The organism is Bifidobacterium sp. UTCIF-1 (genome assembly GCF_006408915.1).
GTDB lineage: Bacteria > Actinomycetota > Actinomycetes > Actinomycetales > Bifidobacteriaceae > Bifidobacterium > Bifidobacterium reuteri.
This window is the reverse complement of record NZ_JFAG01000011.1, coordinates 85,865-102,061: the sequence shown is the minus strand read 5'-3', so window position 1 is coordinate 102,061 and position 16,197 is coordinate 85,865. Positions and strand designations below refer to the sequence as shown.

General features: G+C 60.9%; 14 protein-coding genes. 4 read left to right on the top strand and 10 right to left on the bottom strand.

The window, feature by feature from the left end:
- Nucleotides 1-1,188 carry a chorismate synthase gene (aroC, locus tag BW09_RS06420; protein WP_044088366.1) on the bottom strand — a complete coding sequence of 396 codons (1,188 nt, stop codon included), beginning with the start codon at nt 1,186-1,188 and terminating at the stop codon, nt 1-3.
- A gap of 49 nt (nt 1,189-1,237) precedes the next feature.
- On the opposite strand from aroC, the gene BW09_RS06415 reads away from it, so the two are divergent.
- On the top strand, nt 1,238-1,714 hold the full coding sequence (locus BW09_RS06415; protein WP_044088367.1) for a prepilin peptidase: 477 nt from the start codon (nt 1,238-1,240) through the stop codon (nt 1,712-1,714).
- 54 nt (nt 1,715-1,768) lie between these two features.
- On the opposite strand, the gene mltG is transcribed toward BW09_RS06415, so the two are convergent.
- The 8 genes from mltG to BW09_RS06375 all read right to left on the bottom strand — a co-directional run bounded on the left by mltG (nt 1,769) and on the right by BW09_RS06375 (nt 11,607).
- Nucleotides 1,769-2,953 (bottom strand): endolytic transglycosylase MltG, encoded by a 1,185-nt coding sequence (mltG, locus tag BW09_RS06410; RefSeq protein ID WP_044088368.1) that lies wholly within the window; start codon nt 2,951-2,953, stop codon nt 1,769-1,771.
- 11 nt (nt 2,954-2,964) lie between these two features.
- Complete coding sequence (gene ruvX / locus BW09_RS06405; RefSeq protein WP_044088369.1) at nt 2,965-3,420, bottom strand: Holliday junction resolvase RuvX; 456 nt, start codon at nt 3,418-3,420, stop codon at nt 2,965-2,967.
- A gap of 5 nt (nt 3,421-3,425) precedes the next feature.
- A complete protein-coding gene (alaS, locus tag BW09_RS06400) occupies nt 3,426-6,107 on the bottom strand; it encodes an alanine--tRNA ligase (RefSeq protein ID WP_044088371.1) in 2,682 nt (893 codons plus the stop codon).
- 142 nt (nt 6,108-6,249) lie between these two features.
- Nucleotides 6,250-6,486: a hypothetical protein gene (locus tag BW09_RS06395; protein ID WP_044088373.1), complete on the bottom strand. Its 237-nt coding sequence runs from the start codon at nt 6,484-6,486 to the stop codon at nt 6,250-6,252.
- Nucleotides 6,486-6,887, bottom strand: coding sequence for a DUF948 domain-containing protein (locus BW09_RS06390; protein ID WP_044088374.1), 402 nt, complete (start codon nt 6,885-6,887; stop codon nt 6,486-6,488). Before BW09_RS06390 ends, BW09_RS06395 begins: the two co-directional genes overlap by 1 nt.
- Before the next feature lie 117 nt (nt 6,888-7,004).
- Nucleotides 7,005-7,679, bottom strand: a complete 675-nt coding sequence (locus BW09_RS06385; RefSeq protein WP_044088477.1) for a histidine phosphatase family protein — start codon at nt 7,677-7,679, stop codon at nt 7,005-7,007.
- 201 nt (nt 7,680-7,880) lie between these two features.
- Nucleotides 7,881-8,507, bottom strand: coding sequence for a 30S ribosomal protein S4 (gene rpsD, locus BW09_RS06380; protein WP_044088375.1), 627 nt, complete (start codon nt 8,505-8,507; stop codon nt 7,881-7,883).
- Nucleotides 8,508-8,985: 478 nt separating this feature from the next.
- Nucleotides 8,986-11,607 carry an ATP-dependent helicase gene (locus BW09_RS06375; RefSeq protein WP_044088478.1) on the bottom strand — a complete coding sequence of 874 codons (2,622 nt, stop codon included), beginning with the start codon at nt 11,605-11,607 and terminating at the stop codon, nt 8,986-8,988.
- 125 nt (nt 11,608-11,732) lie between these two features.
- On the opposite strand from BW09_RS06375, the gene BW09_RS06370 reads away from it, so the two are divergent.
- On the top strand, nt 11,733-12,314 hold the full coding sequence (locus BW09_RS06370; RefSeq protein WP_044088377.1) for a xanthine phosphoribosyltransferase: 582 nt from the start codon (nt 11,733-11,735) through the stop codon (nt 12,312-12,314).
- A 69-nt stretch (nt 12,315-12,383) separates the two neighbouring features.
- On the top strand, nt 12,384-13,742 hold the full coding sequence (locus BW09_RS06365) for a nucleobase:cation symporter-2 family protein (RefSeq protein ID WP_140462908.1): 1,359 nt from the start codon (nt 12,384-12,386) through the stop codon (nt 13,740-13,742).
- A gap of 269 nt (nt 13,743-14,011) precedes the next feature.
- Here the strand turns inward: BW09_RS06365 and BW09_RS06360 are convergent, their stop codons facing one another.
- On the bottom strand, nt 14,012-14,323 hold the full coding sequence (locus BW09_RS06360; RefSeq protein ID WP_044088379.1) for a hypothetical protein: 312 nt from the start codon (nt 14,321-14,323) through the stop codon (nt 14,012-14,014).
- A gap of 415 nt (nt 14,324-14,738) precedes the next feature.
- On the opposite strand from BW09_RS06360, the gene BW09_RS06355 reads away from it, so the two are divergent.
- Complete coding sequence (locus tag BW09_RS06355; RefSeq protein WP_044088479.1) at nt 14,739-16,196, top strand: ATP-binding protein; 1,458 nt, start codon at nt 14,739-14,741, stop codon at nt 16,194-16,196.
- Nucleotide 16,197: the final 1 nt, after the last annotated feature.

Here is a 16,197-nt window from a genome sequence, read left to right as displayed (position 1 = left end):
TCAGCGCATATGCTCAGGCCACGAGGCAAGGTATGCCTCCATGTTGCGACGTGTCTCCTCGACGCTGTCGCCGCCGAACTTATCTAGTGCGTACTGGGCGATGGTCAGACGGACCATCGCCTCTGCGACAACGGCCGCCGCAGGAACCGCGGTGCTGTCGGAACGCTGGTTGATGGCCTTCGCGGCCTCGCCGGTAAGCACGTCCACAGTACGCAAGGCCTTCGGAATGGAGGGGATGGGCTTCATGGCACCGCGTACACGAATCACCTGTCCGTTGGACATGCCGCCTTCGATGCCGCCGGCACGGTTGGACAGACGGCCGATGCGCCCGTCTGCGTTGACGACGATCTCATCATGCGCCTGGGATCCGGGGCGTTCGGCTTCGAGGAAGCCATCGCCAATCTCCACGCCCTTGAACGCCTGAATGCCCATGATCGCACCGGCCAGTGCCGCGTCAAGCCTGCGATCGGATTCCACATAGGTGCCGATACCTGCCGGCACGCCGTAGGCAAGCACTTCCACCACACCGCCGAGCGTATCCGCAGCACGCTTCGCCTCGTCAATGCGTTCGATGATACGGCTTTCCGCGTCCTTGTCGAGGGTACGCACCGGAGACGCATCCAAAGCGGCGACATCATCGGGAGTGGGCAACGGTGCATCGGCATCGACGTGCACGCCACCGAGCGCCACGACATGCGACACCGTGCGGATGCCGAACGCCTGATCAAGGAACTGGCTGGCCACCTCACCCAATGCCACACGAGACGCGGTTTCGCGCGCGCTGGAGCGTTCCAGCACCGGACGCGCGTCATCGAATCCGTACTTGCGCATACCGGTGAGATCGGCATGGCCAGGGCGCGGGCGGCTCAAAGGCGCGTTGCGTCCCTCCCGAGGCAATTCATGATCGAGTGCGTCGGCGCTCATCACTTCGGTCCACTTCGGCCATTCGGTGTTGGCGATCTCGATGGCCACCGGGGAGCCAAGTGTCAATCCATGGCGCACACCCGTCAGGAGACGCACCTTGTCCTGCTCGAATTTCATGCGTGCGCCGCGCCCGTATCCCAGACGCCGACGCGCCAAGGCTGAGACGATATCATCGGTGCTGATACGGATGCCAGCGGGCAGTCCTTCGATCATGGCCACCAGAGCCTCTCCATGAGACTCCCCCGCCGTCTGCCAGCGCAACATAGCAATCCCTCTCGTTCATTGGTCAATAACTAGGGGATAATGGTAAGCCATGCCGTACCTGTTCACTCTTCCCGGTCTGCTATGTGAGCTTGCGTTGTCCATTGTGGACATACGCACGAGACGGGTGCCGTTGCCTTGGGTGGGTGCCGGCTCGCTGCTTCAGATGATTGCCGTATTCGTGTATGGCGTGATGTCCAACGACCTGTTCGTCCTGTTGCAGGCGGTCCTGTTCACCGCCCTGTGCTGCGTGATCCAGCTCGCCCTGGCATTGCTCGTGCCTAAATCACTGGGATTCGGTGACGTGACTGCATTGGTGCCCGCGGGCTTGGCCGTAGGCATGCTCGGACTGCTCCCAGTGGTGGTCTGGTGGCTCGCCATGGGAGTGTTGGGAATCGGCTGGATCATGCTGTGGCTGCGTTTCGACTCTCGACGCTCCGCATCGGATCATGCCGGCAAGGTGCCGTATGTGCCGGTGATCGCGCTCGGGGCCGTTCTGGCGATTGTCGCTCATATGGTCATCGGATAGAAGTCGTCGGGATAGAAAAGAGCATAAGGATTCTCCTCTAACCCACATGCAACGTTATTGGCCGTTTTCGGCTTGCCACTGACGCAGTTCGGCGACGTTCTTGTCATGTTCCTCGGCGGTGACGGCGAACTTGGTCTCGCCGGTGTCAAGGTTCACCGTGCAGAAGTACAGCCAGTCACCTGATTCCGGCTTCAATGCTGCCTGGATGGCGTTGTCGCCGGGATTGCTGATGGGAGTAGGCGGCAAGCCGGCGATTTTGTAGGTGTTATACGGATTCGACCCGTCTTCGAGCATTGTCGTGGTCACATCCGCGGGTTGGACATTGTTGCCGTATGCCACTGTGGAATCCATGCCCAATGACATTCCCTGCGCCAGACGGTTCTCGATGACCCGCGTCACCTTGGCGTAATAGTCGGCCTTGTTCACCTCGGCCTCGGCAATGGATGCGATGATCATCACACGTTCGCGGTCGGTTCCGGAAGGAACACCCAATTCATCGAGTTTGGCGATGCGCTTATCGACCATGGCCTTGAGGATATCCGATGCGCTGCCCATCGACTTGACGTTGTATGTGCCGGGCTCAAGCCACCCTTCAAAACTGCCGTTCGCCTCCGCCGGCAGAATACCCTCTCCCTTGGCGTTGACAATGGCATCGAAATCGCTCTGCGCGAAGCCGGACAACGTGACGGCATCGGCGATGACCGCGCTGAGCCGCTCGCCCGGCCTGACTTCCAGGAAGCCCGCCGCCTTTGAGGCATCGGTGAGGATGGAAAGCGCCTGCGAGGCGGCCATGTGCTTCTTCAGCGTGAAGGTTCCGGGATACAGTTTGGAATCATTCGCGCTGACCAAACTGGTGAAGGCTTCGGCGGATTTGATGACTTCCGCCTTCAACAGGCCATCGGCAATCTCCACCGCTCCTTGACCTTCTTCAACGGTAAAGGACACTTCCCCATATCCAGGACCAGGATAATCCTCAATGGCGGTATTGGCTTGACTGTTGCTGTCACGGATCTCATGCAGCTTCTCGATGCCGAAATAGAGGCCACATGCCACAAGCGCTATGACGACAACGACCGCGATGATTGTTCCAATGGCCCGATTATGACGCCGACGCCGACGCTTGCGCATCTCACGGCGAGATTTCGGCGGCTGAGGCGGTTCCCCCGCGGGCGCCGCTCCGGTTCCATGTTCAACCCACTGCGTGTTTTCATCAAAGAAATCATGAATGCTGTCTGACATGAAACCGTACCTCATTGTTTCCCGGCACGGTCGAGTGCCGTCTGCAAAATCACCACTGCCGACTGCTGATCGACCAAGGGTCTGTGCTTCTTCGAGGATTTGTTCGCCTCGAATAACTGGCGATGCGCACTGACCGTAGTCAATCGTTCATCAACGAATAGTACTTGAGGAACCTGATACCGCGCCGACGCATCAGGATGCAAGGTCTGCAAGCGCTTTTCCAGATTCGCAGCCCAGCGACGGGCCTTTTTCGCGCTTTTCCCTTCGGTACCGTCCATCTGCAACGGCAATCCCACGACCACATGGGTGACGTGCTCGTCCTCAATCACATCGATCACGTCGTCGATGGCATAGAAATAATCACCGGCAACGTAAATATCGCCGGCCGGGTGTGCAAAGGTCAGCTCCGGGTCGGACAGTGCCAGTCCGACCCGGGCATTACCCAAATCAACGCCTAGCCAAACCACAGGCGTCAGGCTTTCTGCGCCTCGTGCTTCAACGCCTCGAGCGCTTCATCGATCTTGGACGGGTCCGCACCGCCACCCTGGGCGAAGTCCGGCTTGCCGCCGCCGCCACCGCCGAGGATCTTGGATGCGCCGCGCACCAGATCGCCGGCCTTGATGCCGGCCTTACGGGCGGCATCGTTGGTGGCCACAGCGACCATCGGCTTGTCATCCTCATTCACACCGGCGAGGGCCACAATCGCAGGAGCGTCATCACCGAGCTGGGCGCGGATATCCAGCACCGTCTTGCGCAATGCGTCGAACGTGCCGAAATGACCGACGTTCTTGACAGCGGCCTTCACCGGAGCGTTCGAGGCCTTGGCCTCGGCCACCAGAGCCGGTACGGCTGCTGCAAGCTGCCCTTCATACATGGCGGCCAGACGGCGGTCGGATTCCTTGAGCTTGGCGAGCAGCGTGTTGATACGCTCGGCAAGCTCGTCGGGACGCGCATTCAGCTTGTCGGACAGCTGGGAGACCAACGCATGCTCGCGGGCGTTGAAGTCGTAAGCCCCCTGGCCCACGACCGCGTCGACACGACGCACGCCCTGACCGATGGATGCCTCGGAGAGGATGTTGACCATGCCGATCTTGCCGACATGGTCGACGTGGGTGCCGCCGCACAGCTCGCGGCTCCATCCATCCTCGCCGATGGAGACCACGCGCACGATGTCGCCGTACTTCTCACCGAACAGGTGCATCGCGCCGAGCGCGATGGCGTCATCGAACTTCATCTCCTTGGTGGTCACGGCGAGGTTGTCGCGCAGCTTGTCGTTGACACGCTCCTCGACTGCGGAGATCACGGACTTGGCCGGGGCCTTCGACCACTGGAAGTCGAAGCGCAAACGGTTCGGAGCGTCTTCGGAACCGCGCTGGGTGGCCTGCGGGCCAAGTTCCTCGCGCAGCGCCTTGTGCACCATGTGAGTGGCGGTGTGGGAGCGGGCGATGGCGCCACGACGGTTCAGATCGATGTTGGCGTTGACTTCAGCGCCCACGACCAAAGTGCCTTCGGTCAGACGGCACTGGTGGACGATGAGGTCCTTGATCGGCTTCTGCACGTCATCGACCTCGAGCACGGCACCATCGTCGGACAGGATCTCACCCTGATCGGCGAGCTGGCCACCAGCCTCCGCATAGAACGGGGTGCGGTCGAGGATGACCTCGATGTTGGCCGGGCCCGTGACTGCCGGCACGGATCCCTTGCCCTCCTGCATGATGCCGATGACCTTGGCCCGTGCGGACATGTCGGTGTAGCCGAGGAAGTCGATGGGCTTGGCCAGGGTCTTCTTGAAGTCGTCGTAGACCGACAGGTCCACGTTGTGGCGCTTCTTCAGAGCATCGGCGCGGGCGCGGGACTTCTGCTCGGCCATGAGCTCGCGGAACTTGCCCTCATCCACCTTGACGCCCTGTTCGGCGGCCATTTCGAGGGTCAGCTCAATCGGGAAACCGTACGTGTCGTGCAGCTTGAAGGCGTCCTCACCGCTCACTTCAGGCTCGGAGGAACCGCTCTTGGCCTTGTTCACGGCCACGTCGAGGATGGTGGTACCGGTTTCCAGCGTGCGGCGGAACGCGTCTTCCTCACCGTATGCGGATTCGGACACCTCATGGAAGGTGTCGTTGAGCTCGGGGTAGCTGGCCTCCATTGCGGTCTTGGAGGTCGGGAAGAGGGTGGGGAGCACCGGCTGCGTGACGCCGAGCATGCGCATCGAACGCACAGTACGACGCAGCAGGCGGCGCAGCACGTATCCACGGCCCACATTGGACGGGCGTACGCCGTCGGACATGATCATCAGAGCGGAACGCACATGGTCGGCCACGACGCGGAAGCGCACGTCGGCGTCCGCATCCTCACCGTACTTCAGTCCGGAGAGCTGCTCGGCGGCCTCGATGACCGGGAAGACCTCATCGGTCTCATAGATGTTGTTCTTGCCCTGCATCAGGTAGGCCAGACGTTCCAGGCCTGCGCCGGTATCGATGTTCTTGTTCTCAAGCTCGCCGACGATATGCAGGTCGGTCTTGGACTTGACGTTGTCGACCTCGTAGTTCTCGAACACCAAGTCCCAGATCTCGATGTAGCGGTTCTCGTCGGCGATCGGGCCGCCTTCCTTGCCGAACTCGGGGCCACGGTCGACGTAGATCTCGGAGCAGGGGCCGCCGGGGCCGGGACCGCCGGTGGTCCAGAAGTTGTCTTCCATGCCCATCTTCTGGATGTGCTCGGGGTCGACGCCCTCGTTGATCCACAGGGAACGGGCCTCGTCATCGTCGGTGAACGTGGTCATCCACAGCTTTTCCGGGTCGAAACCGTAGCCGCCCTCGCTCTGCGGCGTGGTCAGCAGCTCCCATGCATAGTGGATGGCCTCCTCCTTGAAGTAGTCACCGAAGGAGAAGTTGCCCAGCATCTGGAAGAAGGTGCCGTGACGGGTGGTCTTGCCCACCTCGTCGATGTCGAGGGTGCGCACGCACTTCTGATTGGATGCCATACGATGCTTCGGCGGAGTCTGCTCACCCATCAGATAGGGGATGAACGGCACCATGCCGGCGATGGTGAACAGCGTGGTCGGATTCGGGGAGATCAGCGACGCCGAAGGTACGACGAGATGGTCGTGCTTGGCGAAGTAATCGAGATATCGCTTTGCGATTTCCGCAGTGCGCATGACGGGATGTACTCCTTGTTGGTTGCTGACGCAGGTGCGCCTTGGGTTAAATGGAAAGACCTTGCTTGATAGGTGAAGGATTCGGACCTGTGCGGAACGGCACCGTCGGAAGGATTCACGATGCGATGCCGTTTGAGACCGGTCAGTCGGCCTGCACGTTGTATCGGCTGTTCAACTCAGCCTCACGGGCCCGGCGTGCAGTGTTGAATTCATTGACCAGCCCTTCGAGCGTCCGCATGGGAACATTGCTCTGATCGGGGCCAAGCAGGAACTGCCGGGCCGCATCAGGAGTGTTGGCCTTGACATATGCCTGGGCTTTGGTGACTGCCACGATGCCGATGGCCACACCGACGCCGACCCAGAAGATGCGTTTGAACATCACTCCCCCTTCTGAGTGTTTCCGGTATCACCGGCTTGGGCACCGGCGTGTCCGGCCAGGAAAGACTGGGCGGTGGACTTGAGCGCATACACGGCAGATGCGATCTTGATGACAGGCTTGCCGAGGAACGAACCATACAGATCGGTCAGCGCACCGACGTTGTTGGCCGTGGTGGAGGCGGCCGCGGAAATGCGATTCACGTCCTCCAACGATTTGTTGACCTGCTTGACGGTGGTCACACCTTCATCCAGTGCGGGGATGGCGTGTTCACCGGACTCCTTGACGGTCTGCGCAATCTGATCAAACATCTTGCCAAGTCTGATCAGCGGATAGATCATGAAACCGGCCAGTACTGCGAACGCGATGGCCGCGATCAGGCCAGCGATCTCTCCGACTCCCATTGTTTCCTCCTTGAGGTCACATATACTCGCACAAGGGTAGCACTCATTGCCTATTTCTTCACGCCGCCGCACTCGAGCCCCACATCGGCACCGGGTTTACACCGGTTGTTTCACCGGCTATTTGCCATACGACATTATGGTCACGGCGTCGGCGAATGGCTTGTCGGTGTCATATTCGATCACGGTCACCGAACCGTTGGCCGGCCGTTCGCTCAGATCCAGATCGGGACCGCCGAATCGATGCGCCAGACTGAGCAGGGTGTTGCCATGAGAGATCTGCAGAACGTCGTCGCCGTCGCGAAGATGCGGATTCGTTGCGATCAGGCGGAAGGCGCCTTCCACTCGCTCCCAGTATTCCTGATCCGACTCGGCATCATGGAAGGGGTCCGCCTCTTTGAGGAAATCACGGGACGCGGCAAGGCCGAAACGCTTCACGATCTCGTTGTAGGTCTTGGCGCCATGAGGCGCGCCTGCGGCGTACCATGCCATGGACATGTCGAGGCCTTCGTAATAGCCATAGAATTGTTCACGGAAATGCATGTCCGCAATCAGTTCGGGGCGCGCGTTGCCAGCCTGCTCGTTGATGTCCAGAATCGTCTCGGCGGTCTGCTGCGCGCGTGTGGTATCCGAGCAGTATGCGGCGGCAAAGGTCAGACCCTTGAGCCGTTCTCCGGCCCTTGCGGCATCGGCGATGCCGGATTCGGTCAGCGGCGAGTTGGACCAGCCCTGAAGCCGATTGTATCGGTTGAAATAGGTCTGCCCATGGCGGACCAGATGCAGATGAAGAATCATGATGACCATGCTACGCGCCGGTGCCGCTTGGCTGCAACGATTCAGCCATGTCGTCACCTCCGATGGCGCGGTTGCGCCCTTTGCACCCGCGTTATGGCAGAATCGTTGCGGATAGGTGCCCGAAAACGCAGGAACCCCGCGCTGTTCGGCGCGGGGTTCGAGCGGTATGTCCTGGATTGTTGTTGACCAGAGGGGCCCGGATCAGCGGGCGTAGTATTCGACCACGTACTGGATGTTGACCTGGACCGGGATCTCTTCGACGGCCGGCTTGCGGGTCAGGGTGGCCTTCAGGGATGCCAGGTTCACGTCGAGGTAACCGGGGACCGCAGGCAGCACATCGCGGTGCACGCCTTCGGCAGCGATCTGGAACGGAACCATGGTCTGGCTCTTGGCCTTGACCTGAATGGTCTGGCCGGGCTTGACACGGTAGGACGGGCGATCCACGATGTTGCCGTCAACGAGGATGTGACGGTGGACCACGAACTGACGGGCCTGGGCGGTGGTGCGGGCGAAGCCGGCACGCAGCACCAGGTTGTCAAGACGGGACTCGAGGTCGATCAGCATGGCGTTACCGGTCTGGCCGGCGACGCGGGTGCCCTCTTCGTAAGCGCGGCGAAGCTGCTTCTCGGACACGCCGTACTGGGCGCGCAGACGCTGCTTCTCACGCATACGCACCGCGTAATCGGATTCGGTGCGGCGGCGGTCACGGCCGTGCTCGCCAGGAGCGTACGGACGCTTTTCGAAAATGCGCTGAGCCTTCGGGGTCAGTGCGATGCCGAGGGCGCGGGACAGGCGCACCTGACGGCGAGAACGCTGAACGTTCGTCATTTGGATTGTTCCTTCTGTCGTTATTTGAACGGAACGTCTGGCTTCAGCATGATGCCGGACGCTGAGTCGGGCCTCTCCAACGCTTCGTCGTGATCGCTCACGAGCGACCTTCATTCTCACGAACGCCGGCCGCCGACCCGTTGATGGGCTATGACTCCAGACGGCATCCGCCTTTCGGCAGACACCAAGAAAAAGATTTTACGCGCAGCCCATGGACAATGCGGCCTGCCGCGAAGGGCGCCTATTGAGAAGGTCGCTAGTAGATTGTCTCACTGATAATTGAGTACTGCATCTAGATCTCTCCCCCAGTCAGCTTCGCTGCCAGCCCCCCTCATCAGAGGGGGCCAACAACACTCAGACACATGCAAGACGGAGCGCTAGAGCTTCTCACTGGCTGAGCCGTCAAACGGGCAGCCCAGCGGGCTGACCGTAGGCGAAGTGAGCGGCCTGCCGCGAAGGGCGCCTATTGAGAAGGTCGCTAGAGCTTCTCAATAGGCGCCACACGAAGCATCAGACGTTTGACGCCGGCGGAGCCGAAATCGACGGTGATCACGGATTTGATGCCCTTGTCCTCGAGCGCGGTGACCTTCCCCAGTCCGAACTTGTCATGGCTGATCATGTCCCCCACGGCAAAATCAGCGATAGACAGGCCATTGTCCTTGCCGAGCTTGGATCCGGCACTGCCGCCAGCAGCCGCCGAGGACTTGGGGGCGACACGACGTATGGTGACCTTCCCGCCACGAGATCGTCCAAAGGAATCCGATGAGCCTGACCGGGAGCCGTATGACGATGAGCCAGACCGGGAACGAGAGCCATACGTGGAACCGCCATCACGGGAGCCATGCCACGACGAGCCGCCATAGGAGGACCCATACCGCGACCCGTAGGAGGAAACCGAACCTCGACCGCCGAATGTGGCGGAGCCACCGAATGTCGTGCCACCGAAATCGTCGTCATCCCATCCGCCGAAATCGTCTGCGAAACCGTCGGATTCCCAGCTCGAACGCATCCGTTCCACACCGGCTTCCTTACGCTTCCAGTCAATGAGCTCCTGGGGTATTTCGTCGAGGAACTGACTTGGCATCATGTCCGCGGCCTGTCCCCACTGCGAGCGCACGGCGGCGCGCGTCACATAGAGGCGGCGCTTGGCCCGGGTGATGCCCACATACGCCAGTCGCCGTTCCTCCTGCAGTTCCGTGGTGTCTTCCATCGAGCGCGAATGCGGGAAGGTGCCTTGTTCCATGCCGGTCAGGAACACCACCGGGTATTCGAGACCCTTGGCGGTGTGCAACGTCATCAGCGTCACCTTGCCTGAATCCTCCTGCTCACCGGGCAGCTGGTCGGAGTCGGCTACGAGCGCGGTGGTCTCGAGGAATTGGGAGAGCGTGGCGTCCGGCGTGTTCTGCTCGAATTCCGCGGCGGTGGACTGCAACTGGGACAGGTTTTCCAGTCGCGAGGCATCCTGCGGGTCGACGGATTTCTCCAGTTCGGCGCGAAGCCCCGAGCGTTCAAGGACCTCAGCCACGATTTCACTCGGCTTGGAATCGTGGGCACGGGTGAATTGCGAGAGTGATCCCATCAATTCGCGGAACGATTTGAGCAGGGTGGCGGTCCGGGTGGGTACGTCGTCGATCTGCTCCACATGCATCAACGCGTAGAAGAAACTGGTGCCGTGTTCGCGCGCATAGGAGAGCAGCACGCCTTCCGCACGGTCTCCGAGGCCGCGCTTGGGCACGTTGAGGATACGCCTCAGGTTCACATCGTCGTCCGGGTTCACCAACGCTTGCAGATAGGCCAGGGCATCCTTGATCTCACGACGTTCGTAGAACTTGGTGCCGCCCACCAGCTGGTACGGCAGTCCCGCGTTGATCAGCGCCTCCTCCAACGACCGGGACTGCGCGTTGGCGCGGTACATGATGGCCATGTCCGAGTATGCGATGGATTCCTCGGCATGCAGACGCGCGATTTCCCCGGCCACCCATTGGGCCTCCTGTTGAGCGTTATCCGCCGCATACCCCACGATGGGCTCGCCTTTGCCGAGCGCCGTCCATAGCTTCTTCGGCTTGCGTCCCTCGTTGTTGCTGATCACCGCGTTCGCGGCATCCAGAATGGTTTGCGTGGAGCGATAGTTCTGCTCCAGCATGATGGTCTTGGCGTTGGGGAAATCCTGTTCGAAGTCCTGTATGTTGCGGATGTCGGCACCACGGAACGCGTAGATCGACTGATCGGAATCGCCTACGACCGTAATCCAGGCAGGACCGGTTTTGCCCGCATTCGGCGCTCCCGGCACCGGCCGATCCCCCGAGTCCACGCCCGCAAGCTCGCGTACGAGCACATACTGGGCATGATTGGTGTCCTGATACTCATCCACAAGAATGTAGCGGAACCGATGATGGTAGTACTCGGCGACGGTCGGGTCGGCGCGCAGCAGCTCCACGGTCCGGCCGATCAGATCATCGAAATCAACGGCGTTGGCGAGCGCCAGACGGTGCTCGTATTCCGCATAGATCACCGCATAGATGGCTTCGAGATCGCCCACTGTGCCGAATTGGTAACCGCGCTGTCCGGGGGTGAAGTCCGGGGCGTGCAGCGCCAGATACTCCTTCCATCCAGTCAGATTGTTCTTGAGGTCGGATATATGCCCGAGGATGGAACGCGGGGTGTATCGCTTGATATCCAGATTGAATTCGGTGGCGATGATCTTAATCAGCCGCTCGGAGTCGGCGGAATCATAGATGGAGAAACCGGACTTGAGCCCTATGGATTTGCCGTCGCGTCTCAGAATCCGCACGCATGCGGAGTGGAAGGTGGACACCCACATGCGTTGGGCCACCGGTCCGATGAGCGTGGCGAGACGCTCGCGCATCTCGGCGGCTGCCTTGTTGGTGAAGGTGATGGCGAGCACCTGGCTGGGCCATGCGCCGAACTGACTGAGAATCCATGCGATACGGCGAGTGAGCACACGGGTCTTGCCGGAACCTGCACCGGCGCCGATGAGCAGCGCCTGACCGCGATATTGCACCGCCTCCGACTGCTGAGGATTGAGGTCCCCTACGAGTTCCTGGGCGCTTCGCGCTATGACTTCCGGTTCCTCGAACACCATGTACTCCCCTTTCGTGCGACATTCATATCTACCATATGCGCCGGTCAGCGTAAGCTGGTTTGCCATATCCTTCAGTTATCTGAAAACAGCTATTTCCATCTGACGCCAAGGAGGTAAACCCATTGCAGGAACTCGAGGAGCGAATCCAGGCCGAGGGCACCGTCAAACCCGGCAATGTGCTGAAAGTGGACGCGTTTCTGAACCATCAGTGCGATGTGCGTCTGTTCGACCACATGGGCGCTGAATGGGCCAGGCACTTCGCCGGCAAAACCATCACCAAGATCCTCACCATCGAGGCTTCGGGCATCGGCATCGCCTGTTGCGCGGCACGCCATTTCGGCGATGTGCCCGTGGTGTTCGCCAAGAAAGCCCAGTCCATCAATCTGGATGGCGACCAGTACACCACCACCGTGTACTCCTTCACCAAGCAGAAGGAGTTCCCGGTCATCGTCTCCAAGAAATACCTGAACCCTGGAGACCATGTTCTCCTTATCGATGATTTCCTGGCCAACGGCAAGGCGCTGCGCGGCCTGATCGAGCTGTGCGAGGAGGCCGGCGCGGTCGTCGAAGGCATCGGCATCGCAGTGGAGAAAGGCTTCCAGGGCGGCGGCGACCAGCTGCGCGCCGACGGTTATGACGTGGACTCGCTGGCCATCGTGGAGTCCATGGACCCCGAGACCGGCAAGATTGAGTTCCGCCACTGAGGGCACACGCCGGTTCGCCGGACAGCGGACCGGCGTTCGTTGACATACGAGAGAATCAAGAGAGAGTATATGGAAGAGAAGAAGGATGCCGCCAAGTCGGCAGGCATTTCGATGGAGGCGCTGACTTCGCTGGATGCGCCGGTTTCGTTCTGGAAAGGCATTCCATTCGGCCTGCAGCACGTCATGGCCATGTTCGTGGCGAATCTCGCCCCGATTTTCATCGTGGCCTCGGCCGCGAAGATGACCCCGGCTCAGTCGGCCACCGTCATTCAGGCGGGCCTGCTGGTGGCGGGTCTCGGCACCTGCCTGCAGCTGTACGGCGCGTGGCGCATTGGCTCCCGCCTGCCGATGGTCACCGGCATCTCCTTCACCTATGTGGCGGCTGCGGTGGCCATTTGCGCCGACAAGGGCTATGGCGCGGTCGTCGGCGCGGTGCTGGTCGGCGGTCTGCTTGAGCTGGTGCTGGGCCTGACCGCCCAGTACTGGCGTCGCTTCGTGCCGCCGATCGTCTCGGCGATCGTGGTGACGTCCATCGGCTTCTCCCTGCTGAACGTGGGCGCCACCAGCTTCGGCGGCGGCTCCGGCGCGAAGGACTTCGGTTCGTGGGAGAACCTCACGCTCGGCCTGGTCTCACTGGTGGCGTGTCTGGCGTTCCAGCTGCTGATGAAGGGTACGCTGAAGCAGCTGTCCGTGCTGTTCGGTCTCGTGGTCGGCTACGTGGTGGCCGTATGCATGGGCAAGGTCGATTTCTCGGGCTTCCAGAATCTCGCCATCGTCTCCGTACCGCAGTTCATGCCGTTCAAGCCGGTGTTCGATCCGGGCGCGATCATCTCCCTTGCGTTGCTCTATGTCGTCTCCTCGGTAGAGGTGCTCGGCGACACCGCCGCCCTGACCAAGGTGGGCCTCAACCGACTGCCCACCGAGAAGGAGACCGCCGGCGCCATCGCGGGCGACGGTCTGATTTCCTCCGTTTCCGGCCTGTTCGGATGCCTGCCGCTCACCTCGTTCGCCCAGAACATCGGTCTGGTGGCCATGACCAAGGTAGTCAACCGCAAGGTCATTCTTTCCGGTGGCCTGATTCTGATTCTGGCGAGCTTCGTGCCGGCCATCGCGGAGATGTTCAACTCGCTGCCGCAGGCGGTGCTCGGCGGTTGCACGATCATGATGTTCGGCAACATCATCCTCTCCGGCTTCCAGATGATCGCCGAGGCGGGCTTCACCCAGCGCAATATCACCATTGCTGCGCTTTCGCTGACCATCGGCATCGGCTTCACGCAGGTGAGCGACATCTTCGCCCACTTCCCGGCCCTGTTCCAGCAGATCTTCGCCTCGAACTGCATCGCCGTGGCCTTCGTGGTCGCCGTGATCCTCAACGCCGTCCTTCCTAGCGAGGAGCATTTCCTCGCTGCTCGCAGCGAGGAACAGTAGGCACAGCCTCGCTGCCCGCAGCGAGGAACAGTAGGCACAGCCTCGCTGCCCGAAGCAAGAAAGCATAAGCACCGACTCCCCGCAAGTCGCAGGACCGTTCCGCGGTTATCACCCGTGATGGCCGCAGAACACACCGTTCTCGACAGCGGGCACAGGCAGCAGTAGACAGATGAGTGATCCCCATTCCCGTCCGAGGGAATGGGGATCACTCATAACACCTCATCATCCTGTTGCGTGGCGCTTCAGGATTCAAGGTCGACATATGGATCTCAGCGCAGGCGGGTCTCCTTCAGCGCGGATTTGACGGCCGCCTTGGTGAGTACGAACTGAATGTAGTAGGTCGCCACTGTCAGGATGGCCACACCCGCCAACGTGATGACCCCGGCGATGGCGTCATCCTTGGAGATGTTCCTGACCGGGCACTTGCCTCCCTTGCCGCATAGGCCTGGGTGGCGCTTCAGTGGGCAATGGGCCGCCTTGGCACAGCCATCCTCCGTTACACCGGGCTGCCCGTCCGCCGTAACATCGTTGACGTCGTTCTCATTGAACGTGAACGTATCGGTTTCATTGGTGTCGCTCATGATCACTCCCCTATCAATGGCATTTGACTGTTCCTGACGGCCACCGCGCCGCCGTATCCTCCATTATATCGACACGCCATAGGGGACGTCTCGTATGAATTCTCGATGAATTGCATGGCGCATGGCAATACTCCGCTCGCATCCACCTCGCCAGCTGCGGCACAATAGTGCCAATACGGGTTCTTCCATGCCAAGGAGGCGCGCCATGACCGACGACATGCATCGTATTGACGGCCCCACCGCGGCCGGAGAGCCGACCGACTATCCGACGGGCATGCCGAATGGCCCGATTCCCCGCACACAGATCCCCGACGCAGTCAGCCAGTCGGCTATTCCTCCAATCGCCTCATCTCTCGCCATATCCGGTGACGACGCCGGCACCGAGCGTCACTCCATCGATGACTACACCGCGAAGATGACCGAGCTCATCGAGCTGATGCGCATGATTGGCAACGACACGCAGCAATGCGAGGTCAAGGAATGCAAGCGTCGCATCTCCTCGACCATCACGGATACGCTGTCCGCATTCTCGAACGGCTCAGGCGGCTGGATCATCCTCGGGCTTTCCGAAAAGTCGGGTTTCGCGCCGGTCGATCATTTCGATGCGCGCGCCATGCAGGAGGCGCTGAGCCAGGCATGCGAGAAGATGACCCCGGTGGTGCGCCCGGTGATTGTCACCTGTCCTTTCGAGGGAGCGAATCTGGTGTTCGCACGCATCGATGAGATGCTGCCACGTGACAAGCCATGCTTCACCACGGCGCTCGGCCCCCATGGCGGTTCGTTCATCCGCACAGGTGACGGCGACCGGCGTATGACCTCCTATGAGGTGGATCGGCTTATCGAAGAGCATCTGCAACCCACCTACGATCTGGATATCGTGCCGGGCGCCACCATCGACGACCTTGACCATGCATTGGTATCGGGCCTGTTGGCGCGTGTCCGCGAGCAGCATCCTCATGTGTTCTCCGGCAGCGACGACGCCCGTATGCTGCTGGATCTGCAAGTGCTCCGGCATGATGATTCCGACGATGCCACGGTCGGAGGCGTGCTGAGGCCCACATTGGCCGGACTATTGGCTCTTGGCCGGTATCCTCAGAAGTATTATCCGCGTCTGTCCATCTCCATCGCCGTGTTTCCGGGCATCGACCGTGATGAGGTGTTCCGCGGCGACGAACGACTGGTCGCCGCGAAGACCATTGTCGGCCCTATTCCGGTGATGATCAATGATGCGGTGGAATCGTTGATGCGCTGGATCGGCGCCAAGAAACCGGATTATCCGCCCGTGGTGCTGCGTGAGGCAATCGCCAACGCGCTGACCCACCGCGACTACTCCCCGGATGCCCGCGGCACACAGGTGCGCATCAATGTGTTCACGAACCGTATAGAAATCACGAATCCGGGTGGCCTGTACGGCACGGTAACGCATGACGTGCTCGCCAACCCGCATCCGGTGACGGGCGTGCCGTTCGTCTCCACACGAAACCAGTTCCTTTTCACGCTTCTGGAGTCCACTCCGTATCCTGACGGCGGGTTCGTCAATCCTGAGGGAGGCGATGGCTATCAGCGCATCGCGGCGAGCCTGCGCGAGGCCGGCGTCGAACCGGCGACCACACGCAATGACATCAACACGTTCACCATGACCATCACCAAGCATCGGACGGCCGCGAACAGCACGCCCAGCGACATCTCGAAGGCGATCATGACCGTGCTGGAGCGTCATTCGGCGATGAGCATCAAGGAGATCATACGCGAACTGCAATTGACTCCGCTGGCCGCCACGTCAGGGATGCGCGAGCTGATCCGGGAAAGGCGCGTCGCCAAGGTGAGGTTGCAGGACGATCCGACCCAGCGCTATCGGCTGAAGAGCAATTGAA